At 64.6% G+C, this 24,213-nt stretch carries 28 protein-coding genes; 11 read left to right on the top strand and 17 right to left on the bottom strand.

Features of this window, described 5'->3' with window-relative positions:
- Positions 1 to 71: 71 nt before the first annotated feature.
- The 3 genes from CK215_RS06605 to CK215_RS06615 form a co-directional block, all read right to left on the bottom strand.
- Positions 72 to 638 (bottom strand): DUF6101 family protein, encoded by a 567-nt coding sequence (locus CK215_RS06605; RefSeq protein ID WP_095776209.1) that lies wholly within the window; start codon positions 636 to 638, stop codon positions 72 to 74.
- A gap of 184 nt (positions 639 to 822) precedes the next feature.
- A complete protein-coding gene (locus CK215_RS06610) occupies positions 823 to 2,253 on the bottom strand; it encodes an FAD-binding oxidoreductase (protein ID WP_095830452.1) in 1,431 nt (476 codons plus the stop codon).
- A 79-nt stretch (positions 2,254 to 2,332) separates the two neighbouring features.
- The gene (locus CK215_RS06615) at positions 2,333 to 3,295 is read right to left on the bottom strand and encodes an L-threonylcarbamoyladenylate synthase (protein ID WP_170950240.1); all 963 of its coding nucleotides are present in this window, start codon (positions 3,293 to 3,295) and stop codon (positions 2,333 to 2,335) included.
- Between the two features lie 276 nt (positions 3,296 to 3,571).
- Here CK215_RS06615 and CK215_RS06620 point away from each other — a divergent pair, with 276 nt between their 5' ends.
- Complete coding sequence (locus tag CK215_RS06620; RefSeq protein WP_066998986.1) at positions 3,572 to 4,054, top strand: hypothetical protein; 483 nt, start codon at positions 3,572 to 3,574, stop codon at positions 4,052 to 4,054.
- Between the two features lie 57 nt (positions 4,055 to 4,111).
- Here CK215_RS06620 and glyS read toward each other — a convergent pair whose 3' ends face one another.
- Positions 4,112 to 6,424, bottom strand: a complete 2,313-nt coding sequence (glyS, locus tag CK215_RS06625) for a glycine--tRNA ligase subunit beta (RefSeq protein WP_095830454.1) — start codon at positions 6,422 to 6,424, stop codon at positions 4,112 to 4,114.
- 69 nt (positions 6,425 to 6,493) lie between these two features.
- A complete protein-coding gene (locus CK215_RS06630) occupies positions 6,494 to 6,895 on the bottom strand; it encodes a DUF559 domain-containing protein (protein ID WP_095781736.1) in 402 nt (133 codons plus the stop codon).
- A 253-nt stretch (positions 6,896 to 7,148) separates the two neighbouring features.
- Here CK215_RS06630 and CK215_RS06635 point away from each other — a divergent pair, with 253 nt between their 5' ends.
- Positions 7,149 to 7,331: a hypothetical protein gene (locus CK215_RS06635; protein WP_095776214.1), complete on the top strand. Its 183-nt coding sequence runs from the start codon at positions 7,149 to 7,151 to the stop codon at positions 7,329 to 7,331.
- Here the strand turns inward: CK215_RS06635 and CK215_RS06640 are convergent.
- Positions 7,328 to 8,272 (bottom strand): glycine--tRNA ligase subunit alpha, encoded by a 945-nt coding sequence (locus CK215_RS06640; RefSeq protein WP_082954005.1) that lies wholly within the window; start codon positions 8,270 to 8,272, stop codon positions 7,328 to 7,330. The genes CK215_RS06635 and CK215_RS06640 overlap by 4 nt on opposite strands.
- 172 nt (positions 8,273 to 8,444) lie before the next feature.
- On the opposite strand from CK215_RS06640, the gene CK215_RS06645 reads away from it, so the two are divergent.
- On the top strand, positions 8,445 to 8,906 hold the full coding sequence (locus tag CK215_RS06645; RefSeq protein ID WP_066998995.1) for a GNAT family N-acetyltransferase: 462 nt from the start codon (positions 8,445 to 8,447) through the stop codon (positions 8,904 to 8,906).
- A gap of 50 nt (positions 8,907 to 8,956) precedes the next feature.
- Here the strand turns inward: CK215_RS06645 and CK215_RS06650 are convergent, their stop codons facing one another.
- The 5 genes from CK215_RS06650 to CK215_RS06670 form a co-directional block, all read right to left on the bottom strand.
- Positions 8,957 to 10,732 (bottom strand): tetratricopeptide repeat protein, encoded by a 1,776-nt coding sequence (locus CK215_RS06650; RefSeq protein WP_095830455.1) that lies wholly within the window; start codon positions 10,730 to 10,732, stop codon positions 8,957 to 8,959.
- A gap of 187 nt (positions 10,733 to 10,919) precedes the next feature.
- Positions 10,920 to 11,336 (bottom strand): DUF1284 domain-containing protein, encoded by a 417-nt coding sequence (locus CK215_RS06655; RefSeq protein ID WP_066999000.1) that lies wholly within the window; start codon positions 11,334 to 11,336, stop codon positions 10,920 to 10,922.
- Positions 11,333 to 11,941 carry a biotin transporter BioY gene (locus CK215_RS06660; RefSeq protein WP_095830456.1) on the bottom strand — a complete coding sequence of 203 codons (609 nt, stop codon included), beginning with the start codon at positions 11,939 to 11,941 and terminating at the stop codon, positions 11,333 to 11,335. The genes CK215_RS06655 and CK215_RS06660 overlap by 4 nt, the downstream gene beginning before the upstream one ends.
- A 212-nt stretch (positions 11,942 to 12,153) precedes the next feature.
- Positions 12,154 to 12,819: a GntR family transcriptional regulator gene (locus CK215_RS06665; protein ID WP_066999005.1), complete on the bottom strand. Its 666-nt coding sequence runs from the start codon at positions 12,817 to 12,819 to the stop codon at positions 12,154 to 12,156.
- Positions 12,820 to 12,926: 107 nt separating this feature from the next.
- Positions 12,927 to 13,940, bottom strand: a complete 1,014-nt coding sequence (locus CK215_RS06670) for a polyprenyl synthetase family protein (RefSeq protein WP_066999009.1) — start codon at positions 13,938 to 13,940, stop codon at positions 12,927 to 12,929.
- 162 nt (positions 13,941 to 14,102) lie between these two features.
- Between CK215_RS06670 and CK215_RS06675 the strand changes: the two genes are divergently transcribed.
- From CK215_RS06675 to moaB, 6 genes are all read left to right on the top strand, one after another.
- On the top strand, positions 14,103 to 14,327 hold the full coding sequence (locus CK215_RS06675) for a DUF2007 domain-containing protein (RefSeq protein ID WP_066999078.1): 225 nt from the start codon (positions 14,103 to 14,105) through the stop codon (positions 14,325 to 14,327).
- On the top strand, positions 14,327 to 15,121 hold the full coding sequence (locus CK215_RS06680) for a methyltransferase (RefSeq protein ID WP_170950241.1): 795 nt from the start codon (positions 14,327 to 14,329) through the stop codon (positions 15,119 to 15,121). Before CK215_RS06675 ends, CK215_RS06680 begins: the two co-directional genes overlap by 1 nt.
- Positions 15,122 to 15,229: 108 nt before the next feature.
- Positions 15,230 to 16,087: a S49 family peptidase gene (locus CK215_RS06685; RefSeq protein ID WP_066999014.1), complete on the top strand. Its 858-nt coding sequence runs from the start codon at positions 15,230 to 15,232 to the stop codon at positions 16,085 to 16,087.
- 83 nt (positions 16,088 to 16,170) lie between these two features.
- Entirely contained in the window at positions 16,171 to 16,356 is a 186-nt protein-coding gene (locus tag CK215_RS06690; protein WP_066999017.1) for a hypothetical protein, read from the top strand.
- Positions 16,357 to 16,382: 26 nt separating this feature from the next.
- Positions 16,383 to 17,264, top strand: a complete 882-nt coding sequence (locus CK215_RS06695) for a 4-(cytidine 5'-diphospho)-2-C-methyl-D-erythritol kinase (protein ID WP_095830457.1) — start codon at positions 16,383 to 16,385, stop codon at positions 17,262 to 17,264.
- On the top strand, positions 17,264 to 17,812 hold the full coding sequence (moaB, locus tag CK215_RS06700; protein ID WP_095830458.1) for a molybdenum cofactor biosynthesis protein B: 549 nt from the start codon (positions 17,264 to 17,266) through the stop codon (positions 17,810 to 17,812). Before CK215_RS06695 ends, moaB begins: the two co-directional genes overlap by 1 nt.
- 14 nt (positions 17,813 to 17,826) lie before the next feature.
- On the opposite strand, the gene CK215_RS06705 is transcribed toward moaB, so the two are convergent.
- The gene (locus CK215_RS06705; protein WP_095830603.1) at positions 17,827 to 18,801 is read right to left on the bottom strand and encodes a hypothetical protein; all 975 of its coding nucleotides are present in this window, start codon (positions 18,799 to 18,801) and stop codon (positions 17,827 to 17,829) included.
- Between the two features lie 195 nt (positions 18,802 to 18,996).
- A complete protein-coding gene (locus CK215_RS06710; RefSeq protein WP_095827074.1) occupies positions 18,997 to 19,500 on the bottom strand; it encodes a glycosyltransferase in 504 nt (167 codons plus the stop codon).
- A gap of 148 nt (positions 19,501 to 19,648) precedes the next feature.
- Between CK215_RS06710 and CK215_RS06715 the strand changes: the two genes are divergently transcribed.
- Positions 19,649 to 20,803 (top strand): PA0069 family radical SAM protein, encoded by a 1,155-nt coding sequence (locus CK215_RS06715; protein ID WP_141245458.1) that lies wholly within the window; start codon positions 19,649 to 19,651, stop codon positions 20,801 to 20,803.
- Between the two features lie 254 nt (positions 20,804 to 21,057).
- Positions 21,058 to 21,756 (top strand): ribonuclease HII, encoded by a 699-nt coding sequence (locus tag CK215_RS06720; RefSeq protein WP_095776222.1) that lies wholly within the window; start codon positions 21,058 to 21,060, stop codon positions 21,754 to 21,756.
- Between the two features lie 219 nt (positions 21,757 to 21,975).
- Here CK215_RS06720 and CK215_RS06725 read toward each other — a convergent pair whose 3' ends face one another.
- The 4 genes from CK215_RS06725 to CK215_RS06740 all read right to left on the bottom strand — a co-directional run bounded on the left by CK215_RS06725 (position 21,976) and on the right by CK215_RS06740 (position 24,187).
- Positions 21,976 to 22,467 (bottom strand): F0F1 ATP synthase subunit B, encoded by a 492-nt coding sequence (locus CK215_RS06725; RefSeq protein ID WP_095830459.1) that lies wholly within the window; start codon positions 22,465 to 22,467, stop codon positions 21,976 to 21,978.
- 10 nt (positions 22,468 to 22,477) lie between these two features.
- Positions 22,478 to 23,059 (bottom strand): F0F1 ATP synthase subunit B, encoded by a 582-nt coding sequence (locus CK215_RS06730; RefSeq protein WP_066999038.1) that lies wholly within the window; start codon positions 23,057 to 23,059, stop codon positions 22,478 to 22,480.
- Between the two features lie 62 nt (positions 23,060 to 23,121).
- Positions 23,122 to 23,346: a F0F1 ATP synthase subunit C gene (locus CK215_RS06735; RefSeq protein ID WP_066999040.1), complete on the bottom strand. Its 225-nt coding sequence runs from the start codon at positions 23,344 to 23,346 to the stop codon at positions 23,122 to 23,124.
- A gap of 79 nt (positions 23,347 to 23,425) precedes the next feature.
- Positions 23,426 to 24,187: a F0F1 ATP synthase subunit A gene (locus tag CK215_RS06740; RefSeq protein ID WP_066999043.1), complete on the bottom strand. Its 762-nt coding sequence runs from the start codon at positions 24,185 to 24,187 to the stop codon at positions 23,426 to 23,428.
- Positions 24,188 to 24,213: the final 26 nt, after the last annotated feature.

Genomic DNA, 24,213 nt, shown 5'->3' on the forward strand with positions numbered 1-24,213 from the left:
TTTCCTGGAAAACCCCTCATCCATCGCCTTCGGCGACACCTTCTCCCACAGGGGGAAGGGAAGGATCGCGGCTATTCGCGCGCGATAATCTCCTCACCGCCGACGACGAGACGCAGGCCGAGATTGCCGGTCCTGCGGCGGGCGAGGAAGCGCGGGCGGCGCATGTTGGAGACACGGCCCTTGCGGCGGTCCTGCGGCGGCAGGGCCTTGATGGCGGCGCCGAGCGATTCCTCCAGCGTGCGGGCGACGCCGTCGGCCTCGATCAGAAGCATCGGCAGGCGATAGGCGTCGGCCCAGGCGCGCCAATCGGCGGCGACGTCGTCGAGATCGTCGGCGACCAAAAGCGGCACCGACAGCATCGGATCATTGTGCAAAAGTTCCAAGGTCACGGTGACATTGCCGTCCGGATCCTCCATGGCGCGGGCGGCGACACCACGGAAGGCATTGGCGGGCAGCGCGATGATCGCCGGCACGCCGCTCATCTCCAGCGTGCGGCGGATAACGGCGCCGCGCTGGTCGATGGTGAAGGTTACATCGCCATAGTCGTCGCGCGTGGCATAGCTTACCATCTGCGGCAGGCGAAACGGGTCGAGACGCATGTTGCGCCCCGCCCAGACTGGCTTCAGTCCAGTGTTCATCGAATGCCTTCCTGTTTCTCCTGAGGGCCGTTTTCCGGTTCTCTCCGGGCCGGTTTTTCCGGCCTCGTTATGCGGGAAACATTAGCGCTCGCTTCTTACCGCCGCGCTTAAGAAAGTCAGTTAAATTTTGCTGATCGGAGCCGATGGTTATCGGAATGCGACCAGCCACAAGATATTGGAAGAATTAGATAACCTTACCGGGATTCATGATGCCGGCCGGGTCGAAGGCCGCCTTCACCCGGCGCATCAGATCGATCGCCATTGGCGGGGCCGTGGCGATCAGCTCGTCGCGCTTCAATTGGCCGATGCCGTGCTCGGCCGAGATCGAGCCGTGGAAGGAACGCACGACATCGTGCACGGCCTTGTTCATCGGGTGGTAGAGCTCGAGGAACGGGTCGTCCTGCCAATCCAGAGGGCGAGAGATGTTGTAGTGAAGATTGCCGTCGCCCATGTGGCCGAAGCAGACGACGCGGGCGCCGGGACAGACAGTCTGGACCACGCCTGCCGCCTTTTCGATGAACTCCGGGATCGAGGCGATCGGCACCGAGATGTCGTGCTTGATCGAGGCGCCCTCCGGCTTCTGGCATTCGGGCAGCGTCTCGCGGAAATTCCAGAAGGCGTCGCCCTGGGCAAGACTTGCCGACACCACCGCATCGCCGACGATGCCCTGCTCGAGGCCGGCCGAAAGAATCTCCTCGATCAGCGCCTTGCCATCTTCTTCCGAGCGACCTGAAGAGACCTGCATCAGGGCATACCACGGCCAGTCATCCGCCAGCGGTCGGGTGATCCCTTGCCCATGCTTAAGCGTGAAGTCGTAAGGCCGTTTGGCGATCAGCTCGAAAGCCGTGAGCGAAGCACCGGCGCGATCCATCGCCAAGCTGAACAGCGAGAGCGCTGCCTGGGGCGACGACAGGCCGGCGAAGGCAACCTCCCTGCCCTTCGGCTTCGGAAAGAGCTTCAGCACCGCGGCGGTGATGACGCCGAGGGTGCCCTCGGCGCCGACGAAGAGGTTTTTCAGATCGTAGCCGGTGTTGTCCTTCTTCAGCTTGCGCAGATCGTCGAACACTTCGCCGGTCGGCAGCACCACTTCGACGCCGAGGCAAAGCTCGCGCGCATTGCCATAGGCAAGCACGCCGGTGCCCCCGGCATTGGAAGAGAGATTGCCGCCGATCTGGCAGGAGCCTTGGGCTGCAAGCGACAGCGGGAACAGCCGGTCGGCAGCGTCGGCCGCTTCCTGGAGGGTTTGCAGGATGACGCCGGCCTCGGCGGTGATGGTGTTCGACAGGACATCGATTTCGCGGATGCGGTTCAGCCGCGACAGCGAGAGCACGATGTCGCGGCCGGACTTGTCCGGCACTTGGGCGCCGACCAGCCCGGTGTTGCCGCTCTGCGGCACGACCGGCGTGCCGGTCTCGGTCGCGAGCCGCATGATGCGGCTCACTTCCTCGACGCTGCCCGGCCTCAGCGCCAGCGGTGTCCGGCCATGCCAGAGGCCGCGCCGCTCGGTGACGTAGGGCGCGATGTCAGCCTGATCGCGCAGCGCGTATCTGTCGCCGACAATGGCAGCGAAGCGGTCGATGAGGGCAGGATCGAGGTCGAAGGGCTGGTCGTTCATGCGCCCAAGCCTAGAGCAATTCCAGGAAAAGTGTGAAGCGGTTTTCCGTCCGGAATTGCGTCAAAACAAAGAGATAGGCTCAGTCGATCTTGTCACGCGGGGCGGCGGCGCGCGCGAGCCGGTCGTTGATCGCCTCGCCCAAGCCGTCGGCCGGGATCGGCTCGACGGCGATCGTGGCCGCGCCGCTGCGGTCGAGCGCCTGCATATAGGCGAAAAGATTGGCGGCGGCCTCCCGCAGATCGCCCGCCTCGGAAAGATTGCGCAGCGCCACGGCATCCCGCCAGCCTTCAGCGCGAGCGCGGCCGAAGGCGAGCAGCGCCTCGCCGCTGGCGAGCTTGCCGACATTGAGCCGCATCGATGCGCCCGGCGCGTAATGCGAGGCGAGCATGCCGGGCGCCTGGATTCCGGCAGCGCCGCGGATCACCTCAACGTCGGCGACCGCTTCAATGTCCCGGGCAGCAATGCCGCCGGGTCGTAGCAGACGCAGCTTGCCGTCTTCGATCTTGACGATCGTCGATTCCAGGCCGACGGGCGTCGCGCCGCCGTCGACCACCAGCTTGATCTTCTCGCCGAGATCAGCCGCCACGGCCTCGGCCGTCGTGGCGCTGATCCTGCCGGAGGAATTGGCGCTGGGCGCCGCGAGCGGCCGGCCCAATCTCGCGATCAGCTCGCCGCCGAAGCCTCTCGGCATGCGCAGCGCGATCGTGTCAAGCCCGGCTGTGACGAGCGGATGGATGCCGTTTTCCGCGCCCTGCGGCAACACCAGCGTCAGCGGACCGGGCCAGAAAGCTTCCGCCAGCTTTGTTGACAATAGATCGAATGTAGCAATGCGGTTTGCCATGGCGAGGTCGGCGACGTGGGCGATCAGCGGGTTGAAGCGCGGGCGACCCTTGGCCTCGAAGATACGCGCCATGGCAGCCCCATTCGTGGCGTCACCTGCCAGTCCGTAAACGGTCTCGGTCGGGATGGCGACAACATCGCCGCCTTCGAGCAGCGCCAGCGCCCTTTCCATCGCCTCGCCGACGCCAAGTATCTCAGCCAAATTCACCACCGATCCTGAACATGCCGGTCCCGTAATACGGCATGGCAGCAGGGGCAAGGGCGCGCATTGGCGATTTATCAATCCCTAAAATGTTAAGTTTCCGCGCAAGCCGGCATCAATTCGCCGACGCTAGGGTGCGGATTTCCGGTTGGTGGGCGGAGAGTTGTCGTGATGCGTATGTCTTGCTTCGATGCAATTGCGAACGGAAAGCTGTTACGTCGCTTTCCTGGAATTGCTCTAGGAGCGGTCGTTATCGGTCTTCTGGCGACGAGCGGCTTGGCACAGGCTTCGTCCATCGTCGTGCTCGGCGCGGCGACCTCGACGCCATCCATTGTCAGGCTGGCCGCGATCGAGCCCGGCAAGGCTACACCGTCAGTTGTGGCGCTCGGCGAGCCGGTGCCAGCCGTCACCGATGAGAAAGTAGCCGCGATCCCGGAGAAATCCGGACAGAGGCACGCGCAAACGCCGACGATCATTCGCGGCGGCATCGTCGGCGGCGCCTCGGCGACGCCCGCGGCGACTGCCCCGGCCAAAGAGGCCGCGACACCGGCAAACGGCACCGCGCCCGCCGCCACGCCTCCCAACGGAACGGCTGCGGCCACGCCCCCCAACGGCACGGCTCAGGCTGCCGCCAACGGCGATACCAAAGCTTCCGAGAACAACCCCGCCACGACGGCAACCGCGTCTGACGGCGAGACCCAACCGGAAGTCCAACCGGAAGCTGCCCCGACGCCGCCGCGCTTCAGCAAGGCGATGTAGGCGCGACGGCCTCCCGCGCCTTACGGAGCATTCAGCTTCCGACCGGCATTCTGGCTGTCAGCCGACGATTTTTGAAAAATCGGCGACCTGGTCGGTGGCGGCGCGGATGCGGGCAAGCAGGGCCAGGCGGTTGGCGCGCACGGCCTGATCCTCATCATTCACGAGAACCCCTTCAAAGAATGAATCAACCGGTTCACGCAAAACGCTAAGCGTCAGCATGGCGGCGGAAAAATCTTCGTTTTGAATCGCTTGGCCGGCTGCCTTCTCGGCCTGATTCACCGCGGCCGACAGCTTCTTTTCCGCATCTTCGCGGAACAGCGCCGGCTCAACTATCTCGGCGACCCGTGTTTTCTTCTTCTCCTCGGCAGCCAGGATGTTGGCGGCGCGCTTGGTACCGGCGAGCAGGTTCTTGCCATCCTCCGTGTCGAGGAACTTGCCCAGCGCCTCGACGCGGCGAACGATCTGCAGAAAGTCGTCGGACTGCGGCGTGATGACGGCGTCGATCAGATCGTATCGTGCACCGCTTTCGCGGAGATATACCTTGAGGCGGTCATGGAAGAAGCCGAGGAGATCCGAAATTTGTGCGACATCGCCGGCGAAGTTCGCAAAGGCCTTGGCGAAGACCGATGTCAGTCCGAGGCGAATGCGGTTCTCGATCAGGATCCGGACCACGCCGAGTGCAGCTCTTCTGAGCGCGAACGGATCCTTGCTGCCTGTCGGCTTTTCATCAATCGCCCAGAAGCCGGTCAGCGTATCGAGCTTGTCGGCCAGCGCGACAGCAACCGACACCGGGTCGGTCGGCACCCGGTCGGACGGGCCTTGCGGCTTGTAGTGCTCCTCGGCGGCCGCGGCCACCGACGGATGCTCACCCTGGAGCAGCGCATATTTGCGGCCCATGGCGCCCTGCAATTCCGGGAACTCGCCTACCACCTCGGTCTGCAGGTCGGCCTTGGCGAGCACGGCGGCGCGGGCGACGAGCGCGGTAATCTCCCCCCTCGAGGGGGAGATGTCGCCAGAGGCGACAGAGGGGGTCGTCTCGCGTGGAGTGCCAACCACTTCCCTCTTCGAAAGGCCAGAATGCGTCGCACCAGCCGAAGCAATCCCCTCTGGCCTGCCGGCCATCTCCCCCTCAAGGGGGGAGATCGACTTCGCCACCGTCGGCGCCAATTCTTCGGCCAAGCGCTTGATGCGCTCGACCCGGGCGCCCTGCGTGCCAAGCTTGGCATGGAAGGTCACATTGAGATGGTCAAGGCGCGCCATGCGCTGGTCGAGCGGCTTCTTTAGATCCAGCTCGAACTTCGCCGCCGACTCTTGCAGCGTGCCGAGGTCGGGCAGATCGCCCTGGTCGGTCTTCCAGAAATAGAGGGCGTCTGAGAGACGCGCCCGCACCACCTTGCCATTGCCGTAGGCGATCTCTTTGCCGCCGTCCTTCGCCTCGATATTGGCAACCAGGATGAAGCGGTTCGACAGATCTTCGCCCGCGCCCTGCGGCCGGGTGACGAAGCATTTCTGATTGGCGCGAATGGTTAGGCGAATGACCTCGGCCGGGATGGTGAGAAAATCCTGCTCGAACTCGCCCATCAGCACGACCGGCCATTCGACCAGGCCGGAGACCTCTTCCAGCAGGCCCTCGTCCTCGACGAGGTCGAGGCCGTTGGCGAAGGCGACATTGCGGGCATCGGCCAGGATGATCTCCTTGCGCCGGTCGGCATCAAGCACGACCTTGGCCGCTTCGAGCTTCGCCACATAGTCGTCGAAGCGGCGCACGGTGATCGGGCCCGGTGCATGGAAGCGGTGGCCGTAGGTGACGTTGCCGGAGCGGATGCCGTCGATCTCGAAATCGACCACCACCGGCTCCTCGGTCTCCGGGCCGAAGGTGCAGACGATCGATTGCAGCGGCCGCACCCAGCGCAGCGAGCCGGGCTTGGCCGAGGCCGCGCCCCAGCGCATCGATTTCGGCCAGGGAAAGTTCTTGATGATGCCCGGCACCAGCTCGGCGATGATCTCTTCCGCCGCCCTGCCCGGCTTCGAGATGTGGGCGACGTAGAAGTCGCCCTTCTTGGGATCGGAATGGACATGCGCCTCGGCGATCGACGAAAGGCCGGCCTTGCGCAGAAAACCCTGCACCGCCTGGTCGGGCGCGGTGGTCGAGGGGCCCTTGATCTCCTCGCGAATGTCCTTCGAGCGCGCCGTCAGCCCGCGCACGTCCAGCGCCAGGCGGCGCGGCGTCCAGTATTCGCGCGCCGCCTCGTAGGTCAGACCCGCCTCGACCAAGCCGTCGGTCAGCATCTTGCGAAGATCGCCGGCCGCCTTGCGCTGCATGCGCGCGGGGATTTCTTCCGAGCGGAGTTCTAGGAGTAGGTCAGGCATCAGTTAGCTCCTTACCCCTCCCTTGATGGGGAGGGTCGGCGCGCGGCGCCGGGGTGGGGTGGCGGCGTTTCAGCCGCCAGCACCTTCGGCACCATCGCGCAGACCAAGGTGTGATTTTCGTTCTTCCACAGCCGCATAGATTGTATCGAGAACGGAATCCAGTTCGTTTTTTATCTCGTGGTTCCAGAAGCGGACGACGCGATAGCCCTGGCTCTCAAACCATCTCGTTCGGGCTGCATCATGGCACTGCTGGCCATCAAAGCCATGTTGGAAGCAATCCACCTCGATGATCAGCTTCAGCCGATGGGAGATAAAGTCAGGATAGTAACCGCCAACCGACGCTTGTCGACGAAAGTGCGTTCCTTCGACCGGAATACGCCAGAGGTGCCGCCACAGCCTGCGTTCCTCCTCGGTCATTGCCGCGCGCAGCCTTCGTGCGGACTGCAGCTTGAACCGATCAAGTTTTGGCATAGGGAAGCGCCCGTCACCCCCACCCGCCGCTTCGCGGCGACCTCCCCCATCAAGGGGGAGGTAGAGGGCGCATAGCAACTCGGCTCGCGCCTGTCACCCTGCCTGCCGGTCGGCAGTTCGAGCTATTTCAGGAAATTTTCAGTTCTTTGTCGGGACGACGCGAGCCCACCCGTCATAAGAACAGACACCCCATGAACCAAACGCAGTGCTGAAGCGACCAACGCTCAGACGGAGAACTATTGGCTGAACGATCATGAAGACGGCATCGAGAATCCTGCAGGTCCTGGCACTGAGCGCCTGCTTCGCCGCCCAGATGCATGGCACATTCTCGATGCCGGGCGTGCGACAGGCACTGCGCACGATCGATGCCGCGACAGTCCAGATCACGTTGCCGATGGCAGCCGCCGCCGAGATCGCCAGCGTGACTTTGGGCTAAGTCGCCAGGCCGCCCGCGCGCGTCTGCAGGAACGCCTCTCCGCAAGCCTTGGCAAGGTTGCGCACGCGCAGAATGTAGCTCTGGCGCTCGGTCACGGAAATCACGCCGCGGGCGTCAAGCAGATTGAAGACGTGGCTGGCCTTGATGCACTGGTCATAGGCGGGGAAAACCAGACGGTGCATCGACGAATTGTCGTTCGACGCCGGCGCGCCGGCGGCGAGCAGCGCCTTGCACTCGGCTTCGGCGTCCTCGAAATGCCGAAGCAGCATCGCCGTGTTGGCGAATTCGAAGTTGTGGCGCGAATATTCCTGCTCGGCCTGCAGGAACACGTCGCCGTAGGTGACCTTCTCAGGCCCCTCGCGGCCGTTGAAATTCAAGTCATAGACATTGTCGACGCCCTGCACATACATGGCGAGGCGCTCGAGCCCATAGGTGAGCTCGCCCGCCACCGGCGCGCATTCGATGCCGCAGACCTGCTGGAAATAGGTGAACTGCGACACTTCCATGCCGTCGCACCAGCACTCCCAGCCGAGGCCCCAGGCACCCAGCGTCGGGCTTTCCCAATCGTCCTCGACGAAGCGGATGTCATGCAGCAGCGGATCGACGCCGATGGCTTCCAGCGATCCGAGATAGAGCTCCTGCAGGTTCGGCGGGTTCGGCTTCAGGATCACCTGATATTGATAGTAATGCTGCAGCCGGTTCGGGTTCTCGCCGTAGCGGCCGTCCTTCGGCCGGCGCGACGGCTGCACGTAAGCCGCGTTCCAGCGCAACGGGCCGAGCGCGCGCAAAGTGGTGGCGGGGTGGAAGGTGCCGGCGCCGACTTCCATGTCGTAGGGCTGCAGGATGACGCAGCCGTAAGCTGCCCAGTAGTTGTGCAAGGTCAGGATCAGCCCCTGGAAGGAGCGGCTGGGATGCATGTGGGCAGGGATCTCGACGGTCACGGCGGCCTCGGAAAGCGCTGGGAGTGGGCTTTCCCTAGTTGCCGGGCCGGCAAGCGTCAAGGCACGGCGCCGCATCGAGGAGAGGTTGAACGCTTTGCCGGCGGCTGGCCCATTGAAGGCCGCTCACGCGGGCCGTTTGCTTCGGTGAGCCGCAACGACAAAGGTTCCCGCCATGCCTGGTCAACTCACTGTCCGCCCCGTCACCCAGCAGGACTACGAGCAGTGGCTGCCGCTCTGGGACGGCTACAACGAATTCTACGGCCGCTCGGGCGAGACCGCGCTTGCCGGCGAGATCACCCAGATGACCTGGTCGCGCTTCTTCGACGCTTACGAGCCGGTGCATGCTCTGGTGGCCGAGCGCGACGGCAAGCTTCTCGGCCTCGTCCATTATCTCTACCACCGCTCGACCACGGCGATCGCGCCGAACTGCTATCTGCAGGATCTCTTCACCTCACAAGCCGCGCGCGGCCAAGGCGTCGGCCGGGCGCTGATCGAAGGCGTTTACGAGCGCGCCAAAGCCGCGGGCTCGGGTCGCGTCTACTGGCTGACGCATGAGACCAACCACACCGCCATGCAGCTCTATGACAGGATCGGCGAGCGCTCGGGGTTCGTCGTCTACCGCAAGATGTTTTGAAAACGTTGCGGGGCCCAAAAGGGCCCCGCCAAACTGCAGAATTGTGCGCCTCAGCCCTTCGGCGCCGCGGGCGGGACCGGTTTCACCTTCGGCGTTTCCTGCGCCGTGTTGGACTCGATCGGCGGCAGGCCCTTCAGCAGCTTCTGCTGCAAGGTGGCGAGCACATCCGGGTCCGGCTTCAGGTCGCGTGCCTGGGTCCACTGGAAGGTCGCTTCCAGCTTGCGGCCGACGCGCCAATAGGCGTCGCCCAGATGGTCATTGAGAACCGGATCCTCGGGCTTCAGCGATACGGCGCGCTCCATTTCGCGCACGGCGTCGTCGAAGCGGCCGAGGCGGTAATAGGCCCAGCCAAGCGAGTCGACGATGTAGCCGTCGCTTGGCCTGAGATCCACGGCCTTCTGGATCATCGCCAGGCCTTCCTTGAGGTTCATGTTCATGTCGACCCAGGAATAGCCGAGATAGTTCAGAACCTGCGGCTGGTCGGGCTGCAGCTCCAGAGCCTTGCGGAAATTGGGCTCGGCCTTCGGCCATTCCTTCAGCCGCTCATAGGCGATGCCGCGCTGGTAGAAGATGTTCCAGTTGGCGGCGGCCGGCGTCTTCAACTGTTCGACCGCCTTGTCGTAGAGATTGGCAGCCGAACGGTAGTCCTCCTTCGAGGAGTAGACGCCGCCAAGCGCCAGGTAGCCGCGCATGTCGGTCGGGTGCGCATCGACATAGCCCTTGAGATGCGCGATGGCTTCGTCGTGACGGTCGATGTCGGCAAGGTTCAGGCCAAGCTGCAGCTCAGAAAGCTCCTTCAATGGCGAGGAGGCCGGAATACGCCGATAGAGCGCGATCGCGCCTTCGCCGTCCTTCAGCTGCTCGGCGACGGCGGCGAGCTGCACGAGGGCGGCGTCGCTGTCCGGCTTCAGCGCCAGCGCATATTGCAGATAGAGCCTCACGAAAGGCTCGCCGCCGCCACGGTTGAGCGCGGTGGCGAGGTCGAGCAGGATTTCCGAGGCCCCGTCGGCCGGGGTAGCGACCAGGGGCTCGATCTTGTCGCCCTTGCTGATCCTGTCGCGCAGCGTGGTGATTTCGAGCTTGCCAGGCGCGAAGGCTTCGGCCTGGTTCAGCACCGCCATCGCCTTTGTCTTGTCGCCCTTGCGGGCGAGGAACGAGGCATAGGCCTGGGCATTGCGCATCCACGTCTCGGGCGCGGAGCCGCCGGCGGCGGTATCGGCCAGGGTGGCGGCGTAGATCTCATCGGCCTTGGGGGAAAGGCCGGCGGCGTCGGCGATGAGGGCGCGATGGAAGGACTTGAACAGGCCGAACCAGTCCGGCCCCTTCAGCTTATCGATCGAAGCCATCGCCTCGGAGGCATCGCCCGCGCCTTCCTTGGCCCAACCGTCCATGACGCCGGAGAGCAGCCGGTCGAGATCGGATTCGAGCGACAGCTTCAGCCAGTACTGAGCCTTGGCGTAGTCCTTCTTGTGGAAGGAATCGACCGCAAGCGCCAGACGCGAGAAGCGCTCGACATCGGGAACTTCCTTGAGCTTGTCGGCATAGACCAGCGATTCCTCGAAGCGGCCCTGGGCGACCAGCGCCAGCATGAGGCTCTGCTGCAGCTCGGTGTCATTGGGGGCAAAGGCCAGCGCCTGCTTGTAATAGGCGATGGCATTGTCGAGATCGTTGTCGCTTTCGGCAATATGGGCGGCAAGATAGGCGCCCGAAAAGGACGTGATCTGGACCGGTTGGGAGTTTTCCTTGGCATGGGCAGGCAGCACCGACAGCGCCACACCCGTTAAAAATGCCAGCCTCGTCAGCCAGCGCGCACGTCCTTGCCGCATTGTATCCCTTTCAGCCAGACGCGATCCCCCCTTGGCGGACCGCCCACAGAGTCGATGTTTTCCCGACAAAGCATGGCCTTTTTGGGGTCAGGCTTCAATCCGCAGCGAATCACAATGCAATCATCGGCTTAAAAAATACGGCGTGCGTCCAAAAAAGTCCGGCGCGGGAAGCCGCAGACAGCGCCGCCTAAAGACGCGTATCTTGGAATCCGCTGAGGGCAACCGCGCTGCACAGGTTGGACCATTCGCAGCCCGAGCACGCCTGACGCGTCAGGCCGGAGGAAAACGCCTTGCGCATCGGCGCCAGGCTAGAGGCATCCAACACGAGCCGGTCGCCGGCCTGGACGGACCGGCCGAGGAGAGCGCCGACGTCGCGCGCCGCGAGCCCGTCGCGCTCGGCGGCGCCTTCGCCCAGGCAGTGCGGCTCGGGCTCGACCAGCATCGGGGTGCAGATGTCGTCCGGCCCCGACACGATCAGGACCGCCTCGCCGTCGCCCAGCCGCTTCACCACCTTGTCGTAATTGGCGGTGAAAGCGGGCGAGTAGCCTTTGCCGACATAGGTCAGCAGGCAGAGCAGATGATGGGCGCGCAGCCTGACGGTCATTGCGTCTTTGACGAGCGGTCGCGCGGTTCGGCCCGATAGGTGGAAAAGAGCTTCAGCGTTGCGGCGCCCAGCGCCGACTTCAGGAGGCCGCCGACAATGAAGGGCAGGAAGCCGAAGGTGATGGCCTTCTCGGCGCCGATCATGGCGGCAAGCCAGGCCGTGCCGAGAACCAGGCACAGAAGATTGCCGATGAGCATGGCGGCGAAGGCAAGCATCACCCGATTGCCGTTCCAGCCGCGCTCGGCCAGCCAGCCGACGATCGCACCGACGATCGGGAAGGAGAAGAGATAGCCGCCGGTCGGGCCCATAAAATGCTGCACGCCGGCCGCACCGCCGGCCAGAACCGGGAAGCCGGCGGCACCCTCGACCAGCCAGGCCGCGATGGTGAGCGCGCCGAAGCGCCAGCCATAGAGCGCACCGACCAGCGTCACCGCGAAGGTCTGCATGGTCACCGGAACCGGCACCATCGGCACCTCGATGTAGGACGACAGCGCCAGGAACAGCGAGCCGAGGACGACGGCGCCGAACTGCCAGGCAACGGAGCGGCTGTGCAGTTGGAGCGGGCTGAAGGAAGACTGGCGGGTCGAAACGGCGATGTTTGTCACGGTGAGGTGGTCCCTGGTTGAGTTGAAATTATAGATAATTCCTGCAATCGATCTATTATCGAATCCACATTTTTGCGGAGATGGCAAGCGCTGCCTTGCGGAGGCAGATCGCAGGAGCAATGAGGCTCAGCCATTCACCGGGCATTGGGGCACCCAAACCGACATTTGACTGCTACGGAGCGCAGAAAGGCAGCTGTGTCTGTGTTCTCGCGTTAGCCGACGATGGCGAAGGCGTCGCGAGTCCTGCCGGAAGCGGTCTTGACCGGTTTTTGGCCGATCCATTGCACATGCCGGCCGAGCGTGGCGGCGGCCGATTCCGTGTTGCCTTGCCTCAGCGCGCTCAGGATCGCCCGGTGATCCTGATCGGTGCGGGTCTCCCATTCGGAGCGCCAGGCGGCGAACAGGAAACGCGCGCTTGCGGCATGCAGGTCGTCGATGGTGGAAAGCAGGCGCGGCATGTTGCAGGGCGTCAAGATCAAGCGGTGGAAGGTGCGATTGGCCTCCTCCCAGGAGCGGACATCGCGGGATTTGTCGCCCGCCTTGGTCGCCTCCTCGGCGCGGTCGAGGATCGCCGGCGTCAGATGCGGCGCGGCGTGGCGCAGCGCCAGCACTTCGAGCGCCGCGCGCATCTCGGCCACTTCCCTGACCTCGCCGAGGTCGAAAGCGGCCACACGCACGCCGCGGCGCGGCTCGCTGATCGCCAGACCTTGCGCCTCGAGGCGGCGGAAGGCCTCGCGCACCGGCACGTGGCTGGTGCCGAATTCCTCGGCGACATGGTCCTGGCGCAGCCGCGATCCGGGCTCGATAACGCCCGAAATGATGCGGTCCGCCAGTTCCTTGCTGATGCGGACGGCGATCGTGTCCTCTGTGGTGGCCATGTTTTATAGATAATTTGCTGAGCTGCCGTTTGTCGAGACGGCCAGAGCGGAATCACATGCGCCCGCCCGGCGGACGCCAGGCGATGCCAAGGAGAACCGACAGGCGCTCAGTTGACGCGGCTGATGCAGAAATCGATGACGTCGATCAGCGCCGATTTCTGCGGCGTCGCCTCCAGCGGCGCGAGCGCGTCGCGGGCGATCTCGCCGAAGTGACGGGCGCGACCGATCGTATCGGCGATGGCGCCATGGCGGGTCATCAGACCGATCGCCTTTTCGAGCCCGGCATCGTCGGCGGCATTTTCCTCGATGGCGCGCTTCCAGAAGGTGCGCTCGGCCTTGGTGCCCCGCCGATAGGCGAGGATCACCGGCAGCGTCACCTTGCCCTCGCGGAAATCGTCGCCGACATTCTTGCCGAGGTCCTTGCTGGAGCCGCCATAGTCCAGCGCGTCGTCTATGAGCTGGAAGGCAAGGCCGAGATTCATGCCATAGGAGCGCAGAGCCGCCCGGTCGGTGCGGGAAGCGAGCGCGATCACCGGACCGACCTCGGCGGCGGCCGAGAACAGGGCGGCGGTCTTGGCCTTGATGACGGCGAAGTGCTCGTCCTCGGTGGTCTCCAGATTCTTGGCAGCCGCAAGCTGCATCACCTCGCCCTCGGCGATGATGGAGGCGGCGCTCGACAGGATGTCGAGAGCCTCCAGCGAGCCAACTTCGACCATCATGCGAAAAGCCTGGCCGAGCAGGAAGTCGCCGACCAGCACGCTCGCCTGGTTGCCCCAGATCATGCGCGCCGTCTTCTTGCCGCGGCGAAGCGCGCTCTCGTCGACGACGTCATCGTGGAGCAGCGTCGCGGTGTGCATGAATTCGACTGCGGTGGCGAGCTTGACGTGCCCCTCGCCCGCATAGCCGAACATCTGGGCGGCGGCGAGCGTCAGCATCGGCCGCAGCCGCTTGCCGCCGGACGAGATCAGGTGGTTGGCGACCTCCGGGATCATCTCGACGTCGGAGCCGGCCTTCGACAGGATCAGCTCGTTGACCCGTCCCATGTCGGCTGCCGTCAGGTCGATGAGATCCTGGATGGAAGCAGGTTCCCGCTTGCCTTCGATATTCAGAACGACACCCACCACGATCACTCCCGTCTCATTGACGCGCCCGACAACACCCTGGTCCCGGTGGGACTCTAGGTCGGCACAACCGCGCACGGCAAGAGGCGAATTGGCGCGGTTTGGCTGGCGCTGGGCGGCCCCGGCGTTTACATGAGCGCCGCAACCTGCGATTTTCATTCCATGATCGAGCTTGTCCGCACCAACGACGCCGTCCTCATCTCCTTCGTCGAATCGCTCATGCGCGACGCCGGCATCGCCTGCTTCGTCGCCGACCAGAACATGAGCGTGCTCGACGGATCGATCGGCATCCTGCCCAGGCGCGTCATGGTCGATGCCGAGAAAGCCGATGCCGCACGGCGCATCCTGAAGGATGCCGGCATCGAGAACGAGATCCGCCGGCAATAATGGCAGCATCAACCGCCCTCGCCCCGGACACGCCGGCCCACACGGTCGACGCCTTCCATCGCGGGCGCTTCTGGCTGGTGCAGCCGCGACAAGGCCACCGTGCCGGCATGGACGCCATGATGCTGGCGGCTGCCGTCCCATCCGGCTTTTCCGGCCGGCTCGCCGATTTCGGCGCGGGCGCCGGTGCGGCGACGCTCGCTGTGCTGTCGCGCTGCCCTTTGGCACACGCGGTTCTGGTCGAGCGTTCCGCGGAGATGGCGGCCTTTGCCGCGGCCACGCTTGCCCACCCCGGGAACGCGCATCTCGGCGACCGCGCCTCGGTGCTTAAGGCCGACGTCACGCTTGCGGGACGGGCACGGCACGGAGCCGGACTTGCCGACAATTCGTTCGACTTCGTCGTCATGAACCCGCCCTTCAACGCGGCGCAAGACCGCGCAACGCCGGACGCGCTGCGCAGAGAAGCGCATGTCGCGGAGGACGGCCTGTTCGAGCGCTGGATCAGAAGTGCGGCCGCCGTCGTCAAGCCGCGCGGCGGACTGGCGGCGATTGCGCGGCCGGAGCAGCTTGTCGCCATCGTGGATGCGATGGAAGGCCGCTTCGGCGATGCCGAGATGCTCTGCGTGCACCCACGCCCAGACGCGGCGGCGATCCGCATCGTCGTCAGGGCGGTGCTCGGCGCGCGCGGAAAACTGTCGATCCGGCCTCCGCTCACCTTGCACGGCGCATCCGGCAACGAGCCGACGGAGCGGACCGAAATGATCAACAACGGGCTGGCGTCGCTGTTCGGCGATTGATCAGAGGCCGGCGATGCGGCATTGCCGTTGCGCGGCGAATTCCTACATGCCCGGGAGCAAGGATGAGGTCTGACCTTGCTCTAGCATCTCTTGTGGAGACAAGCTTTCGTGAAACGCTTCTTCAACCGCCTGCTGCCGAAATCCTGGCGCTCGACAGTCGTCACCATTCCGGTCATCCGGCTGCATGGCACGATCATGCCCGGCGGCGGCCAGTTCCGGCCAAGCCTGTCGCTCGCCTCGACGGCCGGGCTCATCGAGAAGGCGTTCGGCTTCGACGCGCCGGCGGTTGCGATTTCGATCAACTCGCCGGGCGGCTCGCCGGTGCAGTCGCGGCTGATCTTCAAGCGCATCCGCGACCTGGCGGCAGAGAAGGACAGACGAGTGCTCGTCTTCGTCGAGGATGTGGCGGCCTCCGGCGGCTACATGATCGCAATCGCCGGTGACGAGATATTCGCCGACCCTTCCTCGATCGTTGGCTCGATCGGCGTCGTCTCCGCCTCCTTCGGCTTCCCGGAGCTGATGAAGAAGATCGGCATCGAGCGGCGCGTCCACACCGCGGGCCAGAACAAGGCCGTACTCGACCCCTTCAAGCCGGAAAAGAGGGAAGACGTCGAGCGGCTGAAAGCCTTGCAGCTCGAAGTGCACGAGACCTTCATCGATCTCGTCAAGGAACGGCGCGGCACCAAGCTCAAGGACGACCCGGATCTGTTCACCGGACTGTTCTGGACCGCCAAAAAGGGTCTCGAGCTCGGCCTCGTCGATGCGCTGGGCGACATGCGCAGCGTGCTCAAGACCCGTTTCGGCGAAAAGACGCAGCTCAGGCTGATCACCGCGCCGCGCGGGCTTTTCGGCCGTTTCGGCTTGTTCGGATCGCGTTTTTCGGCGCCGGACATCGCCGCGGCCGCGGCCAGCGGCGTCATCGATGCGGCGGAAGAGCGCGCGCTGTGGGCGCGCTTCGGGCTTTGAAAAAGCCATGATTGCGTCTAGCATGGCCGCTTGACCGACCCATCCGGCCGGCCTTGCCGCGAGAACGCGGGAGGAGTTGTGAGATGCCGCAGATCATTTTCTTCGTTGTCGTCGGCGCCGCCGCCTATTTCGGTTATCGCGCTTTCGTACGCGAGGCCGAGCGCGTGACGGCCAAGATCCGGCGCACCGAGAAGCAGGCGGCCAACGGCACGATGGGAACGCTGGTCAAGGATCCGAAGACCGGCGAGTACCGTCTGGCCAAGGACTGAACACCATCTCGCCAGCAGCCGACATTCTGGAGGCAGAGGCCAAGTCCCAGACATGGCTTGCGCCTGCCAAGATCAACCTCGCGCTGCACGTCACCGGACGGCGCGCCGACGGTTACCACCTGCTCGATAGCCTTGCCGTGTTCACGCGCTTCGGCGACCGGCTCGAGATCGAGCTGGCGCAAGACGATGCGTTTTCGGTGTCTGGCCCCTTCGCCGCCGGCGTGCCAATCGATGGCGACAATCTGGTACTCAAAGCGCGCGACGCGCTGCGGCGGGAAGCCGGCGCGCAACAGACGCCACCAGTCGCCATCCGGCTGGAAAAGAACCTGCCGGTCGCTTCCGGCGTCGGCGGCGGCTCGAGCGACGCGGCGGCGGCGCTCAACGGCCTTTCGCGCCTCTGGAAGCTCGACATCGGGGAGGCGGGGCTGGCGCGGATCGGGCTGACGCTCGGCGCCGATCTCCCGATGTGCCTCAAGGCAAGGCCGCTCCTTGCGCGCGGCATTGGCGATGCACTTTCGCCGCTGACGGAGTTTCCGGCGCTGGCGCTGGTCCTCGTCAACCCGGGCGTGGCCGTTTCGACATCCGAAGTGTTCAAAGCGCTTTCCAAACCTGACAATGAGGCATTGCCGCCGCTGCCCGCCCGCCTCGATTTTCACGGCATACGCAATTGGCTGGACACGACGCGGAACGATCTCGAACCTGCCGCTCGCGCCATCCAACCGGCGATCGGCGATGCGCTCAAGGCGCTGAAGAAAGCGGGAGCCGCCTTTGCCCGCATGTCGGGCTCCGGCGCTACCTGCTTCGGCCTGTTCGAGACTGGCAATGTCGCCAAGCGCGCGGCGATCGACATCCGCCGCCGCCATCCCGGTTGGTTCGTGGCCGCGACGCGCAGCATGGAGACCGACTGATGGCCAACGAAAGCCGCCCCTTCATCCCGGTGCGCATCGCGGTGCTGACCGTTTCCGACACGCGCAGCCTAGCCGAGGACAAATCGGGGCAGATATTGGCCGACCGCATCGCAGAGGCTGGCCATGTATTGGCCACTCGCGACATCGTGACCGACGACCGCGAGAAGATCCGCGAAAAAGTGCTCGCCTGGTCGAAGGATGAAACGGTGGACGTCGTCATCACCACGGGCGGCACCGGCTTCACGGGGCGAGACGTCACGCCGGACGCGCTGGAGCCGATTTTCGAAAAGCGCATGGACGGCTTTTCGGAAGTCTTCCACCGGATTTCCTATGACAAGATCGGCACATCGACGATCCAGAGCCGGGCGACCGGCGGCGTCGTCAACGCCACCTTTATCTTCGTGCTGCCGGGCTCGCCCGGCGCGTGCAAGGATGCTTGGGACGGCATCATCAAGGCGCAGCTCGACTACCGGCACATGCCCTGCAACTTCGTCGAGATCATGCCGCGGCTGGACGAGCACCTCAGGCGCGGCGGCAAGCTGGAGTAGCGGCCCCGTCCGGCTCAGCGGATGACCGGCTCGCCGTGGAAGCGGCGGCGCGACGGCCGCGAGACGCCGAAGCCGATTTCCATCATCAGCCGCGGCGTATGCGTCGGCACCGTTCCCATATGGAAGCCGAACGGATCCTCGACGAAGCCGAGGCCCGCCTCGCCCGTCAGCGTCACAGGGCTTTCCGGACCGTAGACGTCCAGCACGTCTTCCGCGGGGTGGCCGACCAGAAGCGTGAGCTGGTGCTTGAGCGCGCGGCGCCTGTGGCTGCCGCGGACATAGACATGCGGGCCGGTGCCGGCGTCGACCGGCACCAGATAGAAGAAGAATTTCAGCATCCGCCAATCGTCGAGATCGAAATGGTATTTGCCGAGCGAGGCGAGATTCTTGTCGGCATCCGAGGCCTTGCCGGTCGGAAAGCTCCACCACACGCGCGTCGTGATCAGTTTCGCCTGGCCGCCGAGATAGTGCTGCGCGACCTCGAGGAGCAGCGGATCCCGCTGGATGGCAAGCGCCGCCGGGCAATCGAGAATGCGTTCGAAATAATGCCCGCTGAGCAGCGAGCGGCCGAAACGCTTCTCCGCCTCGGCATGGTCGCCCGGCATGAATTCGAGACGGCGGTCGAAATTGCCGAAACAGGGCGTGCGTTGCGCAAAAACGGCGATCTCCTCATGGATCGCCGGCGGCAGCGTGAACCCCGAAAACAGTCCATCGGAGCGAAGCGCCGCGACCACCGCCTCGCGATCGACTCCGGCAAACATCGTCTCTCCCGCATTGTCGAGCGGGCGGACGCGTCTGGCGCCTAGCCAGTGCATGCGGCGCCCCGGCATGGTGCGCGCCAGCACGAACATCGGCAGCCAGGCCGGATTTTCGCGTAGATCTTTCAGATAGGTCGGGATGCGCACGGCGATGCGCCTGAACAGGCTGCCATTGCGGGCGATCGCCTCGAGGTTGGCCGCGCCTGAATTATCTGGAGTACCAAGGTTCATCGGGTTCCTCGTATGCATGGCGTCCATCGAAGCGCCAGCCGTCTGCCGCTTCATCGTCACCCAATCCCGATTGTCCCGCTTCAAGCAGATGCTAATTCACCGCAGTTTTTTGTGCAATGCACAATAGAATGGGCCGGCAAAAGTTTGGCGACCTCTTCTATCTTCTCGCCTTCTGGAGAGAAGGAGGGCATGCGCTCACTTCGGCGGCGCCACCCAGATTTCGGCATTCAGCCTTCTGGTGGCGAGGCCGCGCGCCAGAGCTTCGGCGCTGCGGGCGCTTTTCGCCAGCACCGTGGCCTGGCGCTTGCTGATGACAAGCCCTTCCTCCAGAGCCCGGTTGCCCGAAAAAACCCGGACCAGAAACGGCATGCGATTGCCGCGGGCGCGTGAAAAACGCGCCGGCATCGTCTGCCTCGCCGCGTGAGCGACGACGTCGTCGATCCAGCCTTCGGCGAGCCGGGCGCCGGGTTCCAGAAGCAGCAGCCAGTCGCCCTTGGCCTGGCCGATGCCCGTTGCGATGCCGCCGGCCACGAGGTGGCAGCCGGCATGCTCGGCGACGCGATGCGTCTGGTCGGTCGAGCCGGTGTCGCAGACGATGACGTCGCGCACGACGCCCTCGACCGCGCCGCCGATCAACGAGGCCAGCGTGCGGGCAAGGCCTTCTTCGTCGTTCCTGGTTTCGATGAGGACGCTGAGCATTTTAGCCGAATAGCGGAAAGCGCGGCGCTGCGCCAGTTGCGCTTTCTGAACGAGAAAGTTCTTGCTTTGTTCTCATTGGTAAAATACGAATAGTTTCATGAACAGAGCGATTCGACAGCCTGCCGACAGTCCCTGGGAGAGGGCGAAAATGGAACAGATCGTGCGCGCCGACATTGCCGCTTTCGGAGCAGGCAGAGCCGAGATGGCAAATGCAATGATAGAACAGAGCGGCATGCGCGTGCGGCCGGACCGCAATCGCGGACGCTCCGCGGGCATCAATCCGTCCGGCCGCTTCGAGCCGGTCAGCCGGCATGTGTTCGACGATGGCTGGAACTCGCTGGAGGAACTGCCGCCGTTCAAGACGGAGGTGCAGGTCGAGAAGCCGCGCACCATCATCACGCGCAACGAGTCGCCGGACATTTCCTTCGATCGTTCGATCAATCCCTATCGCGGCTGCGAGCATGGCTGCGTCTACTGCTTTGCCAGGCCAACGCATTCCTTCATGGGCCTGTCGCCGGGGCTCGATTTCGAATCCAAGCTCTTTGCCAAGCCCGATGCGGCGCGTATGCTGGACAGGGAATTGTCGAAGCCCGGCTACCAGCCGCGCACCATCGCCATCGGCACCAACACCGATCCCTACCAGCCGATCGAAAAGCAATACCGGATCATGCGCGAGATCCTGGAGGTGCTGGAGGCGCGTGGCCATCCGGTCGGCATCGTCACCAAGTCGGCACTGGTGACGCGCGATATCGACATCCTGTCGCGCATGGCCGAACGCGGCCTCGCCAAGGTGGCGCTGTCGGTGACGACGCTCGACCGCATGCTGGCGAGAACCATGGAGCCGCGCGCCTCGACGCCGACAAAGCGGCTGGAAGCGATAAGGCAGCTTTCGGATGCCGGCGTCCCCGCCTCGGTGATGGTGGCGCCGATCATTCCCGGCCTCACCGATCCGGAGATGGAGCGCATCCTCGATTCGGCGCGCGCCGCCGGCGCCAGGGAGGCAGGCTATGTCGTGCTGCGTCTGCCGCTCGAGGTGGCGCCGATCTTCAAGGACTGGCTCTTGCGCCATTATCCGGATCGCTACCGGCATGTGATTTCGCTGATCCGCTCGATGCGCGACGGCAAGGACTACGATTCGGAATGGGGCAAGCGCATGAAGGGCGCCGGACCCTATGCCTGGCAGATCGGCCGGCGCTTCGAGATCGCCGCCAAGCGGCTCGGCCTCAATGCCGAGCGGCGGCAGCTTCGGACCGACCAATTCGTCGCAGGCTCCGGCGTCGGCGAGCAGTTGATGCTGCTGTGAAGACGATGCCGCCGCGAAGGCCGGCGCCAAGGCAACTCCGGAGGCAGACTTTTGCGCCCGGATTGCGATCCGCTAACCCTCTGTTTTGATGTAACTTCGTACGGAAGGCCCGCTACGCACTCTTCCTGGAATTGCTCAAGAATCAACGTCCGGCCCAGTCCCCCGGCCGTGAGACGGTGCCCTCCCGGTCCGACGCCCCATCCGACCCGGAGGGACTTGCGGAGAATCGGAGCCGATGCGAACCTCGCCGCACCATGGCTCGCGCGCGTTCCGATTCTCCGCTTCTCTTCGAAATGGTCGAGAAGCCCGACTTCTCGATTGAAACGAAAGCGATGGCCGAGGGGCTGTGGCCGGTAGCGGGGATGGACGAGGCGGGCCGCGGGCCGCTTGCCGGTCCGGTGGTGGCCGCGGCCGTGGTGCTCAACCCGGCCAACATTCCCGAAGGGCTCGACGATTCCAAGCGCCTCACCCATCTGCAGCGCGAGGCGCTGTTCCTCAAAATCCTGGGCTCGGCGCTCAGCGTCTCGATGGCCTCGATCAGCGCCGAAGGCATCGACAACAGCAACATTCTGAAAGCCAGCCTGGAAGCGATGCGCCGCGCCGCCGCTGGCCTGTCGCTGCCGCCCAAACTGGCGCTGGCGGACGGTCGCGACGTGCCGCCAGGGCTCACCTGCGAGGGCCGCGCGCTGATCAAGGGCGACCAGCGCTCGCAGTCTATCGCCGCCGCCTCGATCATCGCCAAGGTGATGCGCGACCGCATGATGTGCGGCTGCGGCGGCCATCATGAGCATTACGGCTTCGAAATGCATATGGGCTACGCGACGGTCCGCCACCGGACCGCGATCGAGGCGCATGGCCCGGTGGCGCGACTGCACAGGGCGTCGTTCGCGCCGTTCCGGTTGGGCGGCGTCGAGGTGGCGGAAGCGGAAGAGAGCTTCGAGGGAATAGATTAATCTCCTCCTTGAGGGGGAAATGGCCGGCAGGCGGAGGGGGCGTCGCGCGTGAAGCACCGACGCCCTCTTTTAGTCGCACAAGGGTCGAGCTCTACGCGCAACGACCCCCTCTGTCGCCTTCGGCGACATCTCCCCCTCAAGAGGGGAGATTATTCGCGCCCAAAACAAAAAAGCCGCCGGGTTGCCCAGGCGGCTTCATGTCAGCAACGGCAGAGCCGCTCAGTTCAGCTTGGCCTTCACGTCCTGCAGCGCCGACTTGAACAAATCGGCGCCGGCCTTGGCGTCGACCTTGGCGGCGAGCAGCGCACGGGCGGCCTCGACGGCGATGTCGACGGCGCTGGCACGCACCTCGCCGATCGCTTCGCGTTCGGCCTGGCTGATCTTCTGCTCGGCAAGCGCCGTGCGCCGGGCGACGTAGTCCTCGGTCTTCTTATGCGCCTCGGAAGCAAGGATCTCGGCCTCGCGCTTGGCGGCGGCGACGATGTCGGCGGCCTCCTTCTCGGCTTCCTTGCGCTTCTGCTGGTATTGGCCGAGCAGCTGCTGGGCCTCTTCGCGCAGGCGGCGCGCTTCCTCGAGTTCGCTGCTGATCTTGGCCGCGCGGGAATCGAGCGACTTTGCGAGCATGCCCGGCACCTTCAGATAGATGACGGCGCCGAGGAAGATGATCAGGGCAATGGTGGCCCAGAGCGTGGCAAGTGATGTGGCGTCCATGATGGCCTCCTCACCGGGTCGCGGATTTGACCGCGGCCGAAATCTCGGCCTTGTCGGTCTTGCCGCCGACCAGCGCCTCGACGATGGCCGACGTGGTGTCCTCGGCTATCGTGCCGACTTCCTTCATCGCCTTGGCCTTGATCGAGGCGATGCTCGCCTCGGCTTCGCCGAGCTTCTTCTCGAGTTCCGCCTCGAGCTTCTTGCGCGTGCTTTCGGCTTCGCTCTTGGCGGCGTCGCTCGCCTGCTGGCCGATCTTGTTGGCGTTGGCCTTAGCTTCCGCCAATTCCTGCTCATAGGCGGCAACGGCAGCGTCCGCCTCGCCCTTCAGCCTGGCGGCGTGGTCGAGATCCTGGGTGATGCGATCGTTGCGGACATCGATGATACCGCCGATGCGCGGCATCACAACCCGCTTCAGGAACAAATAGAAGAGCCCGAAGGTGATGACGAGCCACAGGATCTGCGACGGGAAGGTCTCGGCATTGAACGGCGGGAACGTGCCATGCTCCTCGGCAGGCACGGCGGTGCCCGCATGCGTATCGCCCTCGGCCGTGGCCGGCGCGGATTCTTGCGCAAAGGCAGATGTCACGAACATCTCATTCCCCTGTCCATACGGCGGGGCCGCACCATGCGGCCCCTTTCGTCAGCGCGTGGTTCTTACCTGAAGACCAGCAGCAGCGCGATGAGGAGCGAGAAGATGCCCAGCGCTTCGGTCACGGCGAAGCCGAAGATCAGGCGGCCGAACTGGCCGTCAGCGGCCGACGGGTTGCGGAGCGCACCCGAGAGATAGCTGCCGAAGATGTTGCCGAGGCCGATGCCGGCGCCGCCCATGCCGATGCAGGCGATACCAGCGCCGATAGCAGCTGCTGCAGTTGCGTCCATTTCAAAACTCCTGTGGTTTTCGTAATCGTTGCGGTTGGTACGTGGGGTATGCTGGCGCCGGGGCGCCGGTGAAAATCGATCAGTGGCTCGGGTGCAGAGCGTCGTTCAGATACATGCAGGTCAGCACCGCGAAGACGTAGGCCTGCAGGAAGGCGACCAGCAGTTCCAGCGCCGTCAGGGCAACCGCCATGGCGAGCGGCAGGACCGAGCCGGCGATGCCGACCGCACCCAGCGCGCTGAGGCTGACGACGAAGCCCGAAAACACTTTCAGCGTGATGTGGCCGGCCAGCATGTTGGCGAAAAGACGAACCGAGAGGCTGACCGGACGCGAGACAAAGGAAATGACTTCGATCGCCACCACTAGCGGCATCAGATAGCCAGGCACGCCATGCGGCACGAACAGCTTGAGGAAGCCGAGGCCGTGCTTGGCGAAGCCGTAGACGATGACGGTGCCAATGACCAGGATCGCCAGCGTGAAGGTGACGATGATGTGGCTGGTGACGGTGAAGAAATAAGGGAACAGGCCGATCAGATTGGCGACCAGCACGAACATGAACAGCGAGAACACCAGCGGGAAGAACTGCATGCCCTGCTTGCCCGCCGCATCGCGCAGCATGTTGCCGACGAACTCATAGGCCATTTCCGAGACCGACTGCAGGCGGCCAGGAATGAGGGCGCGGCTGGCGGTGCTCATGTAGAGGAAAGCGGAAGCGACGGCGATCGTCACGACCATGAACAGAGCGGAGTTGGTGAAAGAAATGTCGTAGCCGCCGATATGAAGCGGGATGATCGGATGGATCTGGAACTGGTGGATCGGATCGACCTGGTCAGCAGCAGCCACTTTAAATCCCCGTCAAAGCCACAACC

Origin of the sequence: Mesorhizobium sp. WSM3864, from assembly GCF_002294955.1 — a bacterium.
GTDB lineage: Bacteria > Pseudomonadota > Alphaproteobacteria > Rhizobiales > Rhizobiaceae > Mesorhizobium.

What these genes read in the sequence shown, in the direction of transcription:
- CK215_RS06705 (WP_095830603.1), bottom strand. Translation starts at nt 18,801, where the DNA reads ATGAACCTTGGTACTCCAGATAATTCAGGCGCGGCCAACCTCGAGGCG.
- moaB (WP_095830458.1), top strand. Translation starts at nt 17,264, where the DNA reads ATGGCCAACGAAAGCCGCCCCTTCATCCCGGTGCGCATCGCGGTGCTG.
- CK215_RS06650 (WP_095830455.1), bottom strand. Translation starts at nt 10,732, where the DNA reads ATGCGGCAAGGACGTGCGCGCTGGCTGACGAGGCTGGCATTTTTAACG.
- CK215_RS06720 (WP_095776222.1), top strand. Translation starts at nt 21,058, where the DNA reads ATGGCTCGCGCGCGTTCCGATTCTCCGCTTCTCTTCGAAATGGTCGAG.
- CK215_RS06710 (WP_095827074.1), bottom strand. Translation starts at nt 19,500, where the DNA reads ATGCTCAGCGTCCTCATCGAAACCAGGAACGACGAAGAAGGCCTTGCC.
- CK215_RS06610 (WP_095830452.1), bottom strand. Translation starts at nt 2,253, where the DNA reads ATGAACGACCAGCCCTTCGACCTCGATCCTGCCCTCATCGACCGCTTC.
- CK215_RS06675 (WP_066999078.1), top strand. Translation starts at nt 14,103, where the DNA reads ATGATCGAGCTTGTCCGCACCAACGACGCCGTCCTCATCTCCTTCGTC.
- CK215_RS06655 (WP_066999000.1), bottom strand. Translation starts at nt 11,336, where the DNA reads ATGACCGTCAGGCTGCGCGCCCATCATCTGCTCTGCCTGCTGACCTAT.
- CK215_RS06725 (WP_095830459.1), bottom strand. Translation starts at nt 22,467, where the DNA reads ATGGACGCCACATCACTTGCCACGCTCTGGGCCACCATTGCCCTGATC.
- CK215_RS06630 (WP_095781736.1), bottom strand. Translation starts at nt 6,895, where the DNA reads ATGCCAAAACTTGATCGGTTCAAGCTGCAGTCCGCACGAAGGCTGCGC.
- CK215_RS06680 (WP_170950241.1), top strand. Translation starts at nt 14,327, where the DNA reads ATGGCAGCATCAACCGCCCTCGCCCCGGACACGCCGGCCCACACGGTC.
- CK215_RS06735 (WP_066999040.1), bottom strand. Translation starts at nt 23,346, where the DNA reads ATGGACGCAACTGCAGCAGCTGCTATCGGCGCTGGTATCGCCTGCATC.
- CK215_RS06665 (WP_066999005.1), bottom strand. Translation starts at nt 12,819, where the DNA reads ATGGCCACCACAGAGGACACGATCGCCGTCCGCATCAGCAAGGAACTG.
- CK215_RS06730 (WP_066999038.1), bottom strand. Translation starts at nt 23,059, where the DNA reads ATGTTCGTGACATCTGCCTTTGCGCAAGAATCCGCGCCGGCCACGGCC.
- glyS (WP_095830454.1), bottom strand. Translation starts at nt 6,424, where the DNA reads ATGCCTGACCTACTCCTAGAACTCCGCTCGGAAGAAATCCCCGCGCGC.
- CK215_RS06690 (WP_066999017.1), top strand. Translation starts at nt 16,171, where the DNA reads ATGCCGCAGATCATTTTCTTCGTTGTCGTCGGCGCCGCCGCCTATTTC.
- CK215_RS06605 (WP_095776209.1), bottom strand. Translation starts at nt 638, where the DNA reads ATGAACACTGGACTGAAGCCAGTCTGGGCGGGGCGCAACATGCGTCTC.
- CK215_RS06715 (WP_141245458.1), top strand. Translation starts at nt 19,649, where the DNA reads ATGGAACAGATCGTGCGCGCCGACATTGCCGCTTTCGGAGCAGGCAGA.
- CK215_RS06635 (WP_095776214.1), top strand. Translation starts at nt 7,149, where the DNA reads ATGAAGACGGCATCGAGAATCCTGCAGGTCCTGGCACTGAGCGCCTGC.
- CK215_RS06645 (WP_066998995.1), top strand. Translation starts at nt 8,445, where the DNA reads ATGCCTGGTCAACTCACTGTCCGCCCCGTCACCCAGCAGGACTACGAG.